17 protein-coding genes are annotated in these 18149 nt (G+C 47.2%); 8 read left to right on the forward strand and 9 right to left on the reverse strand.

Features of this window, described 5'->3' with window-relative positions:
• Nucleotides 1–148: 148 nt before the first annotated feature.
• The 7 genes from efeO to nagA all read left to right on the forward strand — a co-directional run bounded on the left by efeO (nt 149) and on the right by nagA (nt 8408).
• On the forward strand, nt 149–1036 hold the full coding sequence (efeO, locus tag NSQ55_RS24920) for an iron uptake system protein EfeO (RefSeq protein ID WP_339169607.1): 888 nt from the start codon (nt 149–151) through the stop codon (nt 1034–1036).
• A 5-nt stretch (nt 1037–1041) separates the two neighbouring features.
• The gene (efeB, locus tag NSQ55_RS24925) at nt 1042–2379 is read left to right on the forward strand and encodes an iron uptake transporter deferrochelatase/peroxidase subunit (RefSeq protein ID WP_339169608.1); all 1338 of its coding nucleotides are present in this window, start codon (nt 1042–1044) and stop codon (nt 2377–2379) included.
• 400 nt (nt 2380–2779) lie between these two features.
• Nucleotides 2780–4222 (forward strand): FTR1 family protein, encoded by a 1443-nt coding sequence (locus tag NSQ55_RS24930; protein ID WP_256715864.1) that lies wholly within the window; start codon nt 2780–2782, stop codon nt 4220–4222.
• A gap of 197 nt (nt 4223–4419) precedes the next feature.
• Nucleotides 4420–5400 (forward strand): LacI family DNA-binding transcriptional regulator, encoded by a 981-nt coding sequence (locus NSQ55_RS24935; protein ID WP_076130419.1) that lies wholly within the window; start codon nt 4420–4422, stop codon nt 5398–5400.
• A gap of 229 nt (nt 5401–5629) precedes the next feature.
• Nucleotides 5630–6508, forward strand: coding sequence for a MurR/RpiR family transcriptional regulator (locus tag NSQ55_RS24940; RefSeq protein WP_339169610.1), 879 nt, complete (start codon nt 5630–5632; stop codon nt 6506–6508).
• The gene (nagB, locus tag NSQ55_RS24945; protein WP_076130421.1) at nt 6508–7236 is read left to right on the forward strand and encodes a glucosamine-6-phosphate deaminase; all 729 of its coding nucleotides are present in this window, start codon (nt 6508–6510) and stop codon (nt 7234–7236) included. Before NSQ55_RS24940 ends, nagB begins: the two co-directional genes overlap by 1 nt.
• Entirely contained in the window at nt 7224–8408 is a 1185-nt protein-coding gene (gene nagA, locus NSQ55_RS24950; protein ID WP_339169612.1) for an N-acetylglucosamine-6-phosphate deacetylase, read from the forward strand. Before nagB ends, nagA begins: the two co-directional genes overlap by 13 nt.
• A gap of 80 nt (nt 8409–8488) precedes the next feature.
• Here nagA and NSQ55_RS24955 read toward each other — a convergent pair whose 3' ends face one another.
• The gene (locus NSQ55_RS24955) at nt 8489–9520 is read right to left on the reverse strand and encodes a YhcN/YlaJ family sporulation lipoprotein (RefSeq protein WP_339169613.1); all 1032 of its coding nucleotides are present in this window, start codon (nt 9518–9520) and stop codon (nt 8489–8491) included.
• Nucleotides 9521–9721: 201 nt separating this feature from the next.
• Here NSQ55_RS24955 and NSQ55_RS24960 point away from each other — a divergent pair, with 201 nt between their 5' ends.
• On the forward strand, nt 9722–10789 hold the full coding sequence (locus NSQ55_RS24960; RefSeq protein WP_076130424.1) for a glycosyltransferase family 4 protein: 1068 nt from the start codon (nt 9722–9724) through the stop codon (nt 10787–10789).
• 73 nt (nt 10790–10862) lie between these two features.
• On the opposite strand, the gene NSQ55_RS24965 is transcribed toward NSQ55_RS24960, so the two are convergent.
• The 8 genes from NSQ55_RS24965 to wecB are packed head-to-tail and all read right to left on the reverse strand — an operon-like array spanning nt 10863 to nt 17824.
• The gene (locus tag NSQ55_RS24965) at nt 10863–11903 is read right to left on the reverse strand and encodes a glycosyltransferase family 4 protein (RefSeq protein WP_339169615.1); all 1041 of its coding nucleotides are present in this window, start codon (nt 11901–11903) and stop codon (nt 10863–10865) included.
• Complete coding sequence (locus NSQ55_RS24970) at nt 11900–12622, reverse strand: glycosyltransferase (RefSeq protein ID WP_076130426.1); 723 nt, start codon at nt 12620–12622, stop codon at nt 11900–11902. The genes NSQ55_RS24965 and NSQ55_RS24970 overlap by 4 nt, the downstream gene beginning before the upstream one ends.
• A 33-nt stretch (nt 12623–12655) precedes the next feature.
• Nucleotides 12656–13231, reverse strand: coding sequence for a class I SAM-dependent methyltransferase (locus NSQ55_RS24975; RefSeq protein ID WP_076187177.1), 576 nt, complete (start codon nt 13229–13231; stop codon nt 12656–12658).
• Between the two features lie 5 nt (nt 13232–13236).
• The gene (locus NSQ55_RS24980) at nt 13237–13953 is read right to left on the reverse strand and encodes a glycosyltransferase (protein ID WP_076130428.1); all 717 of its coding nucleotides are present in this window, start codon (nt 13951–13953) and stop codon (nt 13237–13239) included.
• Nucleotides 13950–14921, reverse strand: coding sequence for an NAD-dependent epimerase/dehydratase family protein (locus NSQ55_RS24985; protein ID WP_339169617.1), 972 nt, complete (start codon nt 14919–14921; stop codon nt 13950–13952). Before NSQ55_RS24985 ends, NSQ55_RS24980 begins: the two co-directional genes overlap by 4 nt.
• The gene (locus NSQ55_RS24990) at nt 14918–15757 is read right to left on the reverse strand and encodes an SDR family oxidoreductase (protein ID WP_076130430.1); all 840 of its coding nucleotides are present in this window, start codon (nt 15755–15757) and stop codon (nt 14918–14920) included. The genes NSQ55_RS24985 and NSQ55_RS24990 overlap by 4 nt, the downstream gene beginning before the upstream one ends.
• The gene (locus tag NSQ55_RS24995) at nt 15754–16740 is read right to left on the reverse strand and encodes a polysaccharide biosynthesis protein (RefSeq protein WP_036679704.1); all 987 of its coding nucleotides are present in this window, start codon (nt 16738–16740) and stop codon (nt 15754–15756) included. The genes NSQ55_RS24990 and NSQ55_RS24995 overlap by 4 nt, the downstream gene beginning before the upstream one ends.
• On the reverse strand, nt 16730–17824 hold the full coding sequence (wecB, locus tag NSQ55_RS25000) for a UDP-N-acetylglucosamine 2-epimerase (non-hydrolyzing) (protein ID WP_076103696.1): 1095 nt from the start codon (nt 17822–17824) through the stop codon (nt 16730–16732). The genes NSQ55_RS24995 and wecB overlap by 11 nt, the downstream gene beginning before the upstream one ends.
• Nucleotides 17825–18149 lie beyond the last annotated feature (325 nt).

The raw sequence follows: 18149 nt of genomic DNA on the forward strand, positions 1-18149 counted from the left end.
CCCAACCCTGGGAGTTTTTTGTCGTGCAATTATTACAATGAGATACATCACATTTTTATATTGACAGTAATTGTATACGGACTTATGATAAGTCCAGCATAATTGATAACGATTATCATTTAGATATAAAAAAAGGGGTGTTTTTTTAATGAAATTTGCTTATGCTGTGCCTGCAAGTCTACTTGCGGCCTCCATACTGTTCACTGGATGTGCCAATAACAACCATTCTACAAATACTGTTGCCAACAGCACTACAGCCACCAACGCACCGACGACTGATGCGGCTACCAACACACCGGAGACTGCCACCGCTGACTTCACGTCAGCTATAGATCAATATCGCACATACGTCATCCAGCAATGTGATGAATTTGTGAAGCAAACAGAGAGTTTCACCAACGCTGTAAAAGAGGACAAGATTGATGAGGCTAAGGCGCTCTACGCTCCTGCCCGCATGTACTACGAACGGATTGAGCCTATTGCAGAAGCACTTGGTGACTTGGACCCAAATATCGATGCCCGGGAAAATGATGTAGATGCGGCAGAATGGCGCGGTTTCCACAAGCTTGAGAAAGCACTCTGGCAGGACAATACAACTAAAGACATGACAGAAGTTGCTGACCAATTGCTGAAGGATGCACAGCTGCTGCGTGCGAAAGTTGAGACCGTTGAGATCAACGCGAATCTGCTCGTAACTGGTGCTGTTGAGCTTTTAAATGAGGTCTCCTCCTCAAAAGTAACCGGAGAGGAAGAACGTTACTCGCACACAGACCTGTATGATTTCGTCGCAAACGTTGAGGGTGCGCAAAAGATATACGAGCTGTTAAAACCAGAACTAGCTAAAAAAGATGCCGATCTTGAAAAAACCATTGGTGAACGATTCGCTGCCTTGCAAGCTGAGCTTGCCCCTTTCAAATCCGGAGATGGATATGTTTCCTATGAAGAGCTGAAAGAAGATGAAGTACGTAAACTGAGTCAGAATTTGGACGCCTTGGCTGAGCCATTGTCCAATATGGGAACTATTCTAGGAGTGTGACCCTCATGAATAAACATAACAAGTTCACTGGAGTACCAGGTAATCCTGAAAGTCCCCCTCTTAATGATCAATCGAAGAATGAGCCTATATTTGGTAAAAAATTAAGCCGCCGCGATATGCTGCGGCTTACTGGCGCCACTGGCCTTGGTCTTTTGTTAGGGGGCGGAGGTGTCGGTGGAATTATGGCTGCGCGTAATGCTGTAGCTGAGCCAACGAAATCCGCAGAAGGTGATTCCAGTTCCATTCCTTTTTATGGGAGCCATCAGGCGGGGATTTTGACACCTGCACAGAACTTTATTTATTTTGCTGCCTTTGATTTCACCACAACCAAACTGGCCGATGTGAAAAAAATAATGCAAGCATGGACCACTGCCGCTGCCGCTCTTACTACTGGCGAGCTTATTGGTGACGTAAATGACAACCCCAATCTTCCACCCTCAGACACCGGGGAAGCGGACGGGCTAAACCCTGCACGGTGTACGCTGACCTTTGGTGTTGGTCCTTCCTTTTTTGATGAAAGATTCGGCTTAGCTTCGAAACGCCCAGCCCTATTGACCGATCTTCCGGCATTTGCGGGTGACAATCTTGATCCGAAATGGTGTGGCGGGGATATTTGTGTGCAAGCCTGTGCGGATGATCTGCAGGTCGCATTCCATGCGATCCGCAATCTGGCGCGTATCGCCCGGGGGACTGCTGTACTGCGCTGGACACAGGAAGGTTTTCAACGCACTGGAGCAGCGGATCCCAAGGGGGCTACGCCACGCAATCTTTTGGGTTTCAAAGACGGCACGGGCAATCCCGATACAACTGATAACTCTGAAATGAACAAAGTGGTCTGGAACAGCAGCAGTGACGGTCCTTCTTGGATGAGCGGTGGCACTTATATGGCGGTACGCCGGGTGCGTCTGCGTATTGAAGTCTGGGATCGGTCTTCGCTAAGTGATCAGGAGGCTACCTTCGGGCGTTATCGTCACACCGGAGCTCCACTCGGAGCTAAGGATGAATTTGATGATCTGGATCTTTCAGCAGCGGACGCTTCCGGGAAACCTGTCATTCCGGCGAATTCACATTCCGCATTGGCGCATGGTGACGGTACAGTCAAAATGCTGCGCCGCTCCTACTCTTTTTCCAGCGGTTTGGACGTCACCACGGGACAGCTTGATGCAGGTTTGTTATTCATTAGCTTTCAACGTGATTTAATGAAACAATTCGTTGCCATTCAGCAGCGCCTCTCTAAGACTGATCTCCTGAACGAATATATGACTCACACCGGCAGCGCGGTATTTGCCTGCTTCCCCGGTGTCCGCAGTGGCGGCTTTATCGGGGAATCACTACTAAGCTAAATTTATGGCTGTCCATTATTGAAGGGGGATTATCCCGATGTTATCTCTTACGCATCCTAAACGGCAAATGCCAAAGGTTGCCTTGCTGATTCTGTTTGGCTTTTTGTGTATGCTTTTGCTCTCCAGCCCCGCGGGGGCGGAGGGCGATGGCACGGTCGACGAGCTCCTGCCGCCGGTCGGCAGCGCGCTCGTCGAAGCCGGCCAGAGCCGCTGGGACGCGGCCGCGGCCGATGTAGAAGTGTTCGCTGCGCTGTGGCGCACCGCGAACACAGGCACGCCGGACCCGGCACTCACCGGTCCGGCTGCTGCCGTTGACGCCGCGCTTGCAGACGCGGCGAAAGCCCTTGCGGCGGGCGGCGGCGAGCCCGCCAAAACCGCACTGTCCACGCTCGCGAGAAGCGTGGACGCGTACGTCACCGCCGCCTCCGGCACGGTCGGCGGTGACACTGGAGCCGCCGGACGCGAGACGGCGGCGAAGCTTTTGCCCGCGGCGGAACGCACGCGGGATGCGGCGCGCAGCGCCGACTGGAGCGCGGCAGCGGCAGCGTACCGCGACATCGTCAGCGGATGGAAGCCGGCGGAGCGCAACATCCGGGCGGACGATTCCGCCGTCTACAGCCTGCTGGAGACGCGAATAAGCCTGCTGCGGATTGCGCTGCAGGCTGAACCGCTTCGCGAGGCATCGGCGAAATCGGAAGCAGAAGCTCTGTATCAACTGCTGGCTGATTACAGTGAAGGCAAAACCATTGACGCTGGGGATACTTCCAGTGAACCAGCTTCTATAGAGGGATTAATCAGCTACCTGAACAAAGCATCCTCCGCTGCCAAAGACAATAACAGCACAGAGGCCGCTAACATCATGGAGCAATTCATCGTAGCCTGGCCTTCTGCCGAAGGGCAAGTCCAGATCGCCTCACCAACAGTCTACAACAATATCGAAAATGAGAGTGCGGCTGTCACAGGTTACCTGCTCTCAAATCCGCCTAAACTGGATCAAGCTTTAACCATCATGGACAATATGCTTAGCGAACTAACGCCTTTGGCTGGTGAAACCACTTATAATGCTTGGGATGCCGCTTTGATTCTGTTGCGCGAAGGACTTGAGGCTATTCTCGTCTTGTCAGCTCTTCTTGCTTACCTGAAACGTGATGGCAACGCCAAAGCGCAAAAATGGATCTGGTCCGGTGCAGCTGTCGGCCTCATCGCAAGTATCGGATTGGCTGTTGTGCTCACTTATACCATTTCTCGGGCAGCTTCCGGGGGAGCACGGGAGATGATTGAAGGGATTACTGGTCTTGTCGCGGTAGTTATGATGCTCACAATCGGACGCTGGTTGCATAGCAAATCAAACACTGCAAATTGGAACAACTACGTGGGTAGGCAAGTTGATGGCGCGCTGGCCAAAGGAAATCTTTGGTCGCTGTCCTCCGTTGCAGCGCTTGCGATTTTACGTGAAGGTGCAGAGACTACAATCTTTTATGTGGGCATGGCTCCATCCATCAAGCTGTCTCAATTACTGCTTGGGATTGGATGTGCTCTGATTATTCTTGGTATTGTAGGTTATGCAATTATTGCCTTGAGTGCAAAATTGCCGATTGCCGCCTTCTTCCGTACAGCTACAATTCTGATTTATTACCTAGTATTCCGCTTTCTTGGGGAGAGCATTCACTCGCTTCAGGTCGCCGGCAAACTTCCTGCACATGTACAAGAGGGCTTGCCTTCAATTAACTGGCTTGGCATGTATCCCACTTGGGAAACCTTGCTTCCACAGCTGCTTGTCCTGCTGTTTATTGTGTGGGAGCTGTTTCGGAACAGATCGCCAAAGGCTTCACGAACAGCTTAGTTTTATTAATACAATAGATATACCGGTCCGTCACGCCCTTGTGGTTACGCCGGTTTAGTCCGGTAATCTCTTGCATTTACAGTCTAATTTATGAAATGGATTCCATAGCAAGCTTTTTATTTGGGAGGTAATTTGCGGACAATATGATAAAATAAAATGACTATACACAAGCACAAAAGGGAGGCTGTTGTACTCTAATGGCTAATATTAAAGAAATTGCCCGTATGGCTGGTGTTTCTGTGACAACAGTCTCGCGGGTGCTCAATAATCACCCTTATGTAAGTGAAGTCAAACGAACCGCAGTCCTAAATACTATTGAAAAATTAAACTACACGCGTAATATGAACGCCGTGCATCTGATCACTGGGCGGACTCAAGCTATAGCTGTTATTATTCCGTATACCAACTTATTTTATTTCTCAGTCATTATTGCAGGCTTGGCTCAAGAAGCACTGCTGGCTCAATACCGGCTCGTTCTCTGCCAAACCGATTATCGTACGGAAGAAGAAATTAAGGTGCTTGAGATGCTGCGGAACAAAGAAATTGACGGTGTAGTTATGGTCTCTTCAACAATGAGCTCAGAAGCTATTGAAGAATATACAGCTTATGGTCCTATTGTGGTATGTCAGGATAGGGGAGAACGCCAATTTTCTTCTGTATATATTGAGCATTATTCTGCTTTTCGCAGTGGCCTTCAATATTTGAATGATAAAGGTTACCGCCATATTGGCTACTGTGAAGGAAGACCACACGGCAGCAGCAGCTCTATCCGCCAAATTGCCTTTAGAGACTTTCTAGAAGCTACAGATCAGCCTTACAATGATGAATGGATGATCTATAACTGTCTGACCGAAGAGGACGGTGCCCGCGTACTTCACCAACTGCTGCAGATGAAGAATCGTCCTGATGCCCTGATTATTTCAGCAGGCGATCATATAGCGGCTGGTTTAATCATCGAAGCTTGGAAAAAGGGTATCCGCATTCCTGAAGATTTGGCCGTCATTGGATTTGATGATCAGCCTATCGGCCGAACGTTAGGTCTGACCACTGTAGATAATCAGTTAACTGAAATGGGCATATCCGCTTTTCGGATTATCTATGATCAGATCCAGCGAAATGATGGACAACCCGTTCATCGCAAGCTTGAGTACCGTATTATAGAACGCAATACAGTATAGTATCCTTTTCATCTTATATCTCAGTAATTACATCATTTTAACGGTCCACTTTGCAGCCTTCTGCGAGTAGACCGTTTTTTATTTTTGCATATTCCCCTTTAGTATTCATTTTTATCCCTTGCTTCCGAATGGAATTTGTTTTATCCTAAATATGAAAATAATTTTCTGCATTTAGTTAATAATCATAAAAATAATTTCAATACCCCATTGAAACGAGGTGGATGAATGGATGTCCCCAATACTGCATGCACTCGAGCATGAGAAGGCCAAGCTCTCTCAAATGGAACGAAAGCTGGCTGAACGAATTCTCTCCTCACCAGGCGAAATCGTTCATATGGGCATTACAGAATTAGCAGAACAATGCGGAATAAGCCCGGCAACGATCACACGTTTCTGTAAGGTGCTTCATTTTAAAGGCTTTCCGGATTTCAAGGTGAAGCTGGCAGCAGAAATTGCTCATAGTGATGCCTCGCCGCAGGATGGTGGCTCTTCTTATCAAGATATTGTAGCCGGCAACCCACTCTCCGTGATTGTGGAAGCGATGCAGACGAACCATCTGACCTCCATCCGGGATACTACCTCACTGTTAGATCTGGAGCGATTGCAGGCAGCAGTTCATTTATTGTGCCAAGCACGCCGCGTTGATCTGTACGGGATGGCGACCTCTTCCATTGTCGCTCAGGATTTCTATCAGAAGCTGATCCGCATAGGCGTAAATTGTACTGCTTTTGCTGATTCCCATATGCAGATTACCTCTGCTTCATCACTCTCCGAAGGTGATGTCGTGTTCGCAGTATCCTATTCGGGAGAGACTCCCGAGACCATTGATGCCTTGATGTGTGCGAAGGCTAGCGGAGCAAGCACTATCGCACTAACCTCTTATGGCAGCAGCACCTTGGCTACTCTGGCGGATATCCCCCTATTCTCCTCATCTTTGGAGAAAGGCATGCGACGGGGAGACATGGCCTCACGCATAGCTCAGCTTCACATCATTGATATTTTGTTCACTGGAATGGTCAGCACCCGTTTTGGGGATTTTATTCCTAGACTGGAGCAATCTTATCTCAATGTCCAACAATACCGAAACAAACGAGGAGGACAATCCTAATGAATATTCTAAAGTTCCATAGTGATGAAGATTTCGTACAAACGGGTGCGAATCTTATTGCCAGCCTGCTGCAAAGCAATCCTAAAGCCGTGCTCGGTCTTGCGACCGGAAGCTCCCCAGTTGGGGTTTATGCCAAATTGGTTGAAATGCACCAAAAAGGACTTGTGAGTTTCTCTAAAGCAACTTCCTTTAATCTGGATGAGTATATCGGCTTGCCTGTCGACCATCCACAAAGCTATCGCAGTTTCATGAACGAGCAATTATTTAACCATATAGATATTGATCCAGGACAGACACATATCCCTAACGGAAACGCAGCGGATATGGAAGCAGAATGCCTTGCATACGATAAAATGCTGGAAGAAAACGGACCCGTTGACTTGCAGATTCTCGGTATTGGCAGCAACGGCCACATTGGATTCAACGAACCCGATGCTAACCTCAGCAGCAAAACCCATGTCGTCGACCTGCTTGAAGATACCCGGGAAGCAAATGCTAGATTCTTTGACAGTTTGGATGAGGTCCCTCGGCAAGCGATCACAATGGGCATTGGAGGCATCCTAAAAGCACGCCAAATCCTCTTATTGGTTCGTGGTGCCGGCAAAGCTGAAGCTATCCGCAATGCTGTGGAAGGCCCGATTACAACCCAATGCCCTGCATCCTTGCTGCAGAGTCATCCAAATGTAATCGTTCTCGTAGATGAAGGAGCAGGCAAATGGCTGAAATAAATAAAGAACTAGAACAGTTGCTGTTCGGTAAGGTACTGACTCCCCAAGGTTTAATTGAGCACGGTGTGATTGCCGTATCTGGAGAGCAGATCCACTATGCTGGCGATGCGGCTTGGCTTCCAGAGCGTTACGCGCATTGGCCTGCCAGTGGTCAAGCAACGGATCTCCTGATCCCCGGATTTGTAGATGTACATGTTCATGGTGGAGCTGGCCACGACTTTATGTACAGTGATACTGAATCGCTGAATGCCATCACTAAGTTCCATAGTTCCCAAGGAACAACAACAATGCTGGCTACAACCATGACCGCTTCCAAGTCTGCTATTGACCAAGTATTCTCCGAAGTCAGCGCTTATCGCGCTGCTGAAATGCCTTACACACAAATCGCAGGCATGCATTTGGAAGGACCTTTCATCAGCCCGAAATGGTCCGGCGCACAAAATCCAGAGCATATTGTTCCTGCCAATATTGAGTGGCTAGCACAATGGGAGAACGATTATCCAGGAATGATCCGGCAAGTCACGCTTGCTCCGGAACGTGAAGGTACCCTCGAAGCTATTCTCTGGCTGCGCAAGCACGGTATAACTGCAGCGCTCGGGCATACGGATGCCTCCTTTGAAGAGGTTATTGCCGCAGCAGATGCTGGACTTAACCAAGCTGTGCATATGTTCAATGCGATGACACCCCTACATCACCGTAAACCTGGAGCGGCTGGAGCTATTTTGTTCGATAAACGCATTCGCGCAGAGATTATAGCCGACGGGATTCATGTTCATCCCGCAGCCATTTCTATATTGACCCGTCTCAAGAAAGAGAACAATTTATTACTGATTACTGACGCCATGTCTGCAACTGGACTTAGTGATGGTGAATATACAATCGGTGATTTACCTGTACTCGTTCAAGATGGCATCGCCACCCTTAAAGATAATCCTGCTGCTCTAGCTGGAAGCACACTAACGATGATTCGCGGCTTCCGTTATCTGATCCAAGAGGTAGGACTCACCTTGGAAGAAGCCTCCCGCGCTGCAAGCCTTACGCCAGCGGCGTCCATTGGAATGGAACGAAGCATTGGCTCCTTGGAGGCTGGAAAACGCGGCGATATCCTACGCCTTGATGCTGAATTTAATATTCGCGGCGTATGGATCGGCGGACGTCCAATCACCACTTAATAAAATTAGCTCCAAACAAAAAAGCAACAATTCTCTCCAGATGGTGAGATTGTTGCCTTTTTATTTAGATCACAAAATCATTAATAATTACGAGTTGGGAAAATTCGTTCAACCATGGTACGGAATTCATCCACAAATCCTTTTATCGGATGACCGGCACGAGCCTCTTCAGCATAAACATTGGCGCGTTCCACGAAGTCAGGATTTGCTGATACGTATACATCCTTAATTCTCGCATCATGTTTTTTAACTTCCGCAGCAATTTTATCTTTAATTGCTTTGGTAACTGTTTCTGTTTCTCTTGTATTTATGGTGTTATTCGTGCTATTGGTGTTGTACATATGCGTCGAATTACTTCTGTAATTCGCATCATGGGTACTAGGAGTGGTACTGCGCATGCCCATTCCCATTCCAGTTCCCATACCTTTTCCCATCCCCATATCTACATCATGTTTCGAGCCATTGCTGTTCAGCAGAGGACCATTATTATAAGTATGGTTTCTTGTCGTACCTGTTCCCATAGTACCTGTACCTGTTCCTGTTCCTGTTCCCAACATACCCGCTCCCAAATTACCCATGCCATTGATTCCATTTTTGGTTGCCGGTCCAGTACTTGTTGTACCAGGAATTGTATTTACAGTACCTTTTAAGGCTCCGTTCATACCATTGGTTACGGCTCCAGTATCATTCATTCCATCACGGCCAATTTTCACTCTTCCTGTACCAGACATTACGCCAGTCGGTCCATAATTGTGAGGAGTGGTTGAGGATTTTGCCCGATACGATGGAGTCCCTTTGGCACGCAGGCCAGCAGTTGCATCATTTAAAGTTACTGCTACATACGCGCTTTTTCCTGCAAGCATTACATTCGCTGAGCGGACTTCAGGCATTGCAGCAATCCGGTCTGCAAGCTCCTGACTAACTTCCATCTTAGTGATGTTATGCGTGCCACCGCGTACGGAATTCACACCAATACGCCCATCATTTACTCCCCGGACACTATTGGTTTGCACATTCGATTTTTCTGCCGTATTGGTTCCACACCCCGTAATACTCACCAAGCCGAGAAGCAATGCAGCTGAGACTGACATACTGATCTTGGATCGCAACATGAATTCATCCTCCATCTCTAATGTTGTATGTGTGCAGTGTACGATCGTTAGGATGACCTTCTGAAGAACAAGCTATCCTGAAAGGATTTGGAACTATGCCGCTTTGACCGTCACCCGCGAGTGCAGATCGGCGTATCTTATAAACAGTAAGCCATATCTCAACAAGTCGGTATTACTCCGCAAAAGTCAGGAGGCTTGTGCATGAAAGTTCTATTTACGTTTTATGTACCGAGTGGCGGGGTGGAGACATTAAATAAGCTGCGATGTGAAAGTCTCCAGCGAAATGGGATCGAATGCCATGTTTTATATCTAATGCCGGGTTCAGGCCAGAATACGACCAATTTTCCGGTATTTGTCTCATCTTCAGATGAAGAAATTAAAAATTTGCTGGAGACCCATAATTACGATGCCATTATTGTTACATCTGATTATTTATTACTGAAACGTCTGCGTGAACTCGGTTACCGCGGTATTATGATATACGAATCTCAAGGCCTTGGAAAACGCAGTCATGCGGAAACTCTGATCAGAGATGCCGTCCCTTATTTACGTTCTTATTGTAATGCGGTACTAATCCCGCCAACCGATCATTTATTGGAGCTGTTTATTGAAATCTGTCCCTGGCTGCATCGTTATGTAATTCCGAATATTGTTGATGTCCAGTCCTTTCAGCATATCCCTGCTGAACCTCCCGCTAATCCGGTTATCGCTTGGGTAGGCCGGCTAGAGAGCAATAAAAATTGGCGGGAATATTTGAGAATCGCCCATGATATTCGCCTTTATAAACCAGATATTCATTTGTGGATGTTCCATGATCCTAATTTAGCCGCAGAGGATCAGAAACAATCCTTTCAGGAGGAGCTACACGCCCTAGGGCTGAATGATCGTCTAAGTACTTTTACCAATATTCCTAATCATGTAATGCCGATTTATTATTCCTCGATCGCTAATTCTGGTGGATTCCTGTTAGCCACCTCCATTACAGAAGGATTTGGATATGCTGTTGCCGAAGCGATTTGCTGCACTTGTCCAGTACTTAGTACAGATTCCGATGGTGTCAGATCCTTTATTGTTCATAATGTCACGGGTAAATTTTACCCGCTTGGCAATATTCCAACTGCCGTCAACGAAGGACTGGAGCTTATGAACAATATTCCTCTGCGAGAGGGTCTCCGCCAGCAAGGAAGAGGATATATGGTCTCACGCTTCGGAACAGAGAAGTATGCGCAGTCTTTTCGTGAAATGATGAATTCCTATGCCATCTTCTAACCGAAATCATGCAAAAAAACCTTCAAGCCACTTCTCACGTGGTATTGAAGGTTTTTTATATTTTAGGGGTATATTATAAAGAGTTCCGTGATACGATCTCAAACAACGCATTCTGAAACAATTGTGTGCTTTTTTCCCAAGTGAAACGTTGTGAATCCTGTTCACCCCTACGAGCAAGCCGCTGGCGCAAATCAGGGTCTTTGATCAAGGTTATGATATCATCCGCAAGCCGATTCTCAAACCGGTAAGACATTAAGCAGTTGTGGCCATGCCTGCCATATTCCATATTCCCACCGGAGTAAACAGTAACGAGTGCTGCTCCACAACGCATAGCCTCGATGCCTGGTAGCGATCCCGTATCATACGTACTTGAGCTTACAAAAATATCGCTCTCACTATAATGGTAACAAAGCTCAGTATCATTTGCTGGGGTTCTTATATGATATCGTTCATCCGTTAGTAAAGTTTGCAGTGTAGTCGATTCAGCAAATTCACCAGGTGGAATAATCAAATAAAGTTCAACTTCTGGATGCATTCTTCTGACCCGATTTAACTGTTCAAGCAAATAGTCTTGTTCACGATGGCCTGAGAATCCACCCTCTGGCTTTCGCATAACCGCGGAAACTACAAGCTTATTTTCAGGTTCACGAATGTTCAGGTTTCTAAAAACAGGATTCACACCAATGGGTACGATTGTCCCCTTAATGCCATGATTCTTCTGGACGATTTCTTGCTGCCAGCGGGAAAGTACGAGCAGATTGCTAGTTAAACTATAAGATGCAAAAGAGCGGCTATTGTCAGGTAAAAAAGTGGGCTCGTAGCAAAGTGCTAAGCGAATATGAATCCCTTTCCCCTCATTACTTGCCTGCTGCGATACCTCGACTGTGGTATAAAAGTTGGAGACAATCACGTCCCCCACTGGAAAATCATGGGCCGTTAATTCACCATCTGCCGCATAACGCAATTCACAATTCATCTCGTATTCAACGACACCATCGCTGGGTAGGAGAATCGTAATTTCATGACCGATTTCTGACAGACGATTAGCCAGTTCTGCCAGCATCCGTTGTGCTCCGCCCCTAGATAGAGTTAGAACAGGAAATATTAACTTCATTCCCCTCTCTCCTTTAGCAGCAGATGCGATAGAACCCCGTGATGTTTTGCTTGTACCAGTTCTATCTCTCTTTTCTGCGCCTCACTATGAATCACTGAACCCATCTCTTGATGCACTCGATAATCAAGCTGCGGATGCTCAATATAAGACCAGCTAAAATGCGGTAAAATACGCAGCCATAAATCATAATCTTGAGTATATAACAACATCTCATCAAACGTTCCTACGGCACGAAATATATCCATATGAAGAAGAACTGTACTCCCATTCACCGGACACCCCAACATCATAGTCTCAATAAAATGGGCTCTGCTGCTAAAAAGCATACTTACCGTATCTGAGATCCGTTCTCCCTGCTCATTTATATAATAATAGGCTGTATAGTTAAACAAAGTACCCGTACTTTTGAGCTTTTCTATTTGGTTTTTGATTTTATCCGGGTGAAATTGATCATCTGCACTGAGCCAGGCAAAATACGTTCCGGTAGCCACTTCTATCCCTTTGTTCAAAGCAGAAGCCGTCCCTCCATTACTCTTTTGTATATAAATGATTCTGTCACGGAAGGGGGCCAACTTCTCCAGCCATAGGGTAGAACCGTCATCGACTACAATAAGTTCTATATTCGGATAGCTTTGATCCAAGACACTTTGGATGGCGAGATCCACATACGAACAGTTATAAAATGGGATGATCACCGATACTTTAGGTTCTTCACTCATACGCGCTCACCTCCTTCACCCGGAGCTCAACTTTTATACTGTTTTACAAGCAAGCAGGGCATCTACTGCTGCATGGCCCTCCCCGAATGCTTCACGAAACGATGGATTTTGGGCATGATGGAAGCCTTTCAGTACCGTTACCTCATATCCGAGTGCAATAAAATCCTCCGGTTCCCATCCGCTCCGATGCTTTTGATAATGCTCTCCCTGCAAATGATAATGATCCATACCCTCCTGTGGAAAAAAGCCCCGAGGGGTAAATACTACTACTCGGTTATTGGCAATTCTTTCGGCCATCCCGAGCAGTGTCTTCGCTTCATTTTTATTAAAGTGCTCTATAGAATCAATAAAGGTAACCGCTGAAAATGTTTTGGGGAGGAATAATTTATCCATATGACTGGCATCTGCATGTACCGGAATAATATGAGGTGACTTATATTGACGATGCAGCAGGTACGGCCTGTGAATTTCTAATCCAAGCACTACTGCGGCTTCATATCGTTCAAGCAGGGTACCGGTGCCGCTGCCGATATCCAGAATACTCTGGCAGAATTTCAACTGTTCCAGTAAGACTGGCAGAAAGTCATTCACTTCAATTTCCCGGTACATTACCTTCAGCCCCCCATAGAAGAAATCAAGTGCTGCAGCGAATTCTTGTAGCGGGCATTGGTCGCAGCTGCCTCTGCCATAATTACATCAAAATATTTGATCGTTCCCATGCCCTCATGCGTCCGGTAAGCTGTGAGGGATTGATTCAACATCACAGGTGGGTATCCGTTCAGAATGGCGCGGAACCATAAGTCATAATCATGGGTGTAAGGAAGTGATTCATCAAAAAGCCCTATGGCTCCAAACACCTCTCGTTTAAACATCACCGTACAGCCATTAATGGGATTACCGTGTAAAAAACAACGTAAGTAATCCAGGTGACTAGGAAACAATGGCGCAGCATTCAGCTGAACCAGCTGCGATTGAGCGTTAATATAATTAAAGTTGGTATAGGAGATTAACAAGTGGTTCTGCTCCATGAACAGAACCTGATTGTTGATCTTATCCCGATAAAATAAATCATCCGAGCTAAGCCAGACCACATAGTCCCCCGTTGCATTCAATATGCCGTGATTCAGTGCGGAGGCGGTTCCCCCATTGCCTTTGCCCAAATAATGAATTCGGGAAAGATACGGTGTAATTAGATTGCTATGGGCATGCGAGCCGTCATCAACAACAATGATTTCGTAAGGTTCCCAAGACTGGGAGAACGCACTTTGCAGGGCGTGCTCAATATAAGGACAATTATAAAAAGGAATCACTACCGAAACCTTCGGTCTCATAACAACCTCCCCTCCCCGCTAACTCGGTAATAATTCAAAATATCCATTAACGATTGGTTAAGCCCAATTTCCGGAAGCCAGCCCAGTGAAGTCACATCAGCCTCAGGGGTTGATGCTTCTGAATGAACCTGCTTATCCGCTGTGGCTGCGATCTCTGAAATAGCCCGTTCAGCATCTGCAGGTCCCCAGTCCATTGGCACTGGACCTACAGAATGACTGAGCAGCTGCTCCGCGATCTCCCCGAGTTCCCGCTGCTTCCCCGAATCGATGCGATAGATGGTTCCATTTGTACCTTTACGCAAAATGTAATCATAAGCTCTAACGGCATCTCTTACATCTAAAAAATCACGCAGCGCATAACGAGAAGAGAGCTTAAATGGAGGTATTTCCTCTTCTGGCTGGCCTTCACTTCGGACAATGTGCTGTGCTAATAAAGAGCAGAAGCCGGTGGAAGGACCGGGACCAATCAGATTACAGGGCTCAGCCAGCAGAACCGGCTGTTTAAATAAGGTGCCCCAAGCGAGGGACACCAGCTCTTCTATTGTTTTGCTAAGGCTATACGGGTGTGGTGGCCCAGCCACCACACCCGGTTTGAACTTAAGTCTGGAGCCTGCCACTAGAATCCGACTGCTCGGCAGGCTTCGCATGGCCTCTAGTAAATATAAAGTGGCCATCACATTGGTCTCCATATAAATCAAGGGATTAGTCCATGACTCGGGTACGGAGTTCTTCCCAGCCAAATGAAGAACAGCGTCCGGTGCAGTTTGCTTGATCATCTCAGCTACTGCTTTCCGGTCACTTAAATCACAAATATATATCTTTACTCCTTCTGGAAAAAGAGTGGAGGCAGCTGTCGATTGCGGCCGCAATACAGCGATAACCTCAGCCCCTCCTGCCGAAAATAATCGAACGGCATGTTGCCCGGTGAATCCACCGGCTCCGGTAATCAGAAGTCTTTGACCTGTCATAAATACATCTCTGACTGTTTCATCCAGTCAGCCAGTTCTTGCAGCATTAAAGGATATGAAGGCAGCGGCAAGAGGACATCCGCTCTTGTATTCACTAGTGTACGATCCTGAATATGTTCATCCTCAGGGATGATCTCCACATTTTCTTTATGAAAAGCCGCCTGAATATGCTGAAGCAGCTCATATTTACTTACCGGCTCTGGATGCGCTAAATGGATCAGCCCCGATACGGGGGAATCCAGCATTACATCCACTGCTTTGGCTAATTGGAGCGTTGTGACCCCGTTCCACATCACCCGCCGGTATCCTGAAACTTTACCACTCTGCGCCAGGAACCAATCCATCAGACCAATACCGCCTGAGCGGATTTCGGGACCAATAATGGAAGTGCGAATCGTAAGATGCCCGGGTTTTTGCACCTCACCGAGACTTTTCGAAATTGCATATACAGAGGTTCCATCAGGAGCATCCTCTTCGGTGTACCCTCCGCGTGTTCCTTCGAACACGCAGTCGGTACTGATATGGATGAGCCTTGCCTGAACATCCTCCGCCTTTCGCCACAAGTGATGAGGGAGAAAGCCATTCACGTGGTAAGCCCCAATTTTGTCACGCTCCGCGAATTGATTGAGAACCCCCATTGCATTAATAATGCAATGAGGGGAAACGATATCGACCAGCTTCTCAACTCCGGCTATATCGTTCGCATCTACATACAGCCCGCCAAGATCGCTCTTATCCCGGGTTGTATGGAAGACGTGATGCTTGCCCTGGCGGCGAAAATAATCCGCCAGCATATGCCCCGCCATACCGTTTCCACCTAGGATAAGCAGCTTCATTGCAGGAACCCTCCCCGGATCAAGATGCTTTTGATCTCTTCCCGATCCATCAGATTCGTCTCTGAACTGAAGCTATTGAAAGAGACATGAGGATAAGCGCTATAATGTGCCTTTAATTCCGGCATGTTCAGCGTAGGGAGAATTACTAGATACTGTTCATCGTAGACAACGGTAGTTAAGCTTTCGAAATCGCTCATCAGAATCTCGTGGATTTTCTCCCCCGGACGAATCCCGGTCTCAACAATACTCACATTGGACTCTCCGGAAGCCTCAATCAGCACCTCAGCAAGATCGATAATTCGGCAGGTAGGCATAGTCATGACGAAGATTTCTCCACCTAAGCTAACCTCAGAAGCTTTAAATAATAACGTAATAGCATCGCGTAGGGTAAAAAAGAAGCGGGTCATTTTCATATCCGTAATGCGTACCTGACCCTTATCTTTAATCTGCTTCATGAACAAATGCACTACGCTGCCGTTCGTTCCGAGCACATTACCTCCGCGTACAGTAACGAACCGGGTGTTTGAGCCAATCAGATTGGCATAAACGAACAATTTTTCCCCGATCGCTTTGGTCATTCCATAGAAGTTGGATGGGTTCGCAGCCTTATCGGTAGAGATGTAAATTGCTTTCTCAACGCCATTTACAATGGCAGCTTCGATCACATTTTGAGTTCCCACTACATTGGTTTTGAGTGCTTCATAAGGCTGATCTTCACAGACTGGAACATGTTTGAGCGCCGCCAGATGAAAGATATAATCAACGCCACGGCAGGCTGCAATCAGCGCATCCTTGTCACGGATATCGCCAATGATAAAGCTGAGACGTTGATCTTCAAACTCCCGGCTCATCGCCACTTGAGCGGATTCACTGCGGGAGAATACGATGATTTCCTTAGGATTTTGTGGCAGAAGTTGCCTAATCAGCTCATGCCCCCAGGAACCAGTTCCGCCTGTGACCACAATCCTTTTATTATTGAACATGCAGGTTCCCTCCAAGCAAGAATTTAACTACCTTGACCGAAACATCCGGAGTCATGTATCCTTCCGGTGCCTCCCAATCCCGATTGAGCGCCGTCATCAGCTTGACGCTGCGCAGAATACTTTTCTGATCTACACCTGAGACTACATTACTGCCACAATCCACTGTTTCTGGACGTTCCGTCGTTCTGCGAATCGTAACTGTTGGCACTTTCATCAAGCAGCATTCCTCCTGTACAGTCCCGCTGTCGGTGATGGCACATAAGGCGTGCTGTTCCAAATAGACAAAATCAAAAAATCCGAAAGGTTCATGAAATTCAACTAGTGGGTTCATTGGAAGGGAAAATTGCTCGGTAAGTTTGGAGCGAGTGCGAGGATGAATGCTGCATATTAAACGAATTCCAAAATGCTCAGCCACTGCGTTAAGACCCGACATAATTTGTACAAGGGACTCTGGATCATCTACATTCTCAGCACGGTGGGCCGTGACTAGGAAATACTGTCCTGAGGTAAGCTTCAGCTGCTCCAGAATGTCGCTGGTCTGGATTTTGTGCTCAAAATGGGTCATGACCTCATGGATCGGATTTCCTGTTAACACGATACGCCTGCTGGGGAAACCTTCGCTGATTAGATGTCTTTTGCTCTGCTGCGTATAAGGCATATTAATGGTCGAAACGGCGTCGATGACACGGCGGTTTTTCTCTTCTGGTACTTGGAGGTCATAGCAGCGGTTGCCCGCTTCCATATGCACCACCGGAATTCCCATACGTTCAGCCAAAATCGCACATAACGCGCTGTTCGTATCGCCCAGAAGCAAGACGCGATCTGGCTGTTCTTTTAGTAAAATGCTTTCTAACCCTCCGAACATGGCGGCAAGCTGGCCGCCTAGTCCTGCTTGTTTATCCTGCAGCACATAATCCGGTGCGCGCAGTCCCAGCTCAGCAAAGAAAATGCCGCTGAGACTGGCGGTGAAGTTCTGGCCTGTATGCACCAGGATGTGCCGCTCAGCATGTTCGTCGAGAAGCGGAATGATTACACTGAGGCGAATGATTTCAGGCCTCGTGCCTAAAATCGTCATGATCTTCATGAGTTCACTCCCCTGCCTGTTTAATTATGGTCTGACTTGGCTCAGTCAGCGGACTGTGCTCTGGTTGCTGGATTGAGCTCATTGAGCGGGATTTATACCGTTCATTTGGCTCTGGTTGCTGGATTGAGATCAATAAGCGGGAATTATACCGCTCATTGGGCTCCGGTTGCTGGAATGAGCTCTTTTTGCGGGAAATGTACTGTTCATTGGGCCCAGGTTGCTGGATTGAGCTCATTTAGCGGGATTTATACCGTTCATTTGGCTCAAGTTGCTGGAATGAGCTCATTTAGCGGGAAATGTACCGTTCATTTGGCTCAGGTTGCTG

This window comes from Paenibacillus sp. FSL H7-0943 (assembly GCF_037963265.1).
GTDB lineage: Bacteria > Bacillota > Bacilli > Paenibacillales > Paenibacillaceae > Paenibacillus_AQ > Paenibacillus_AQ odorifer.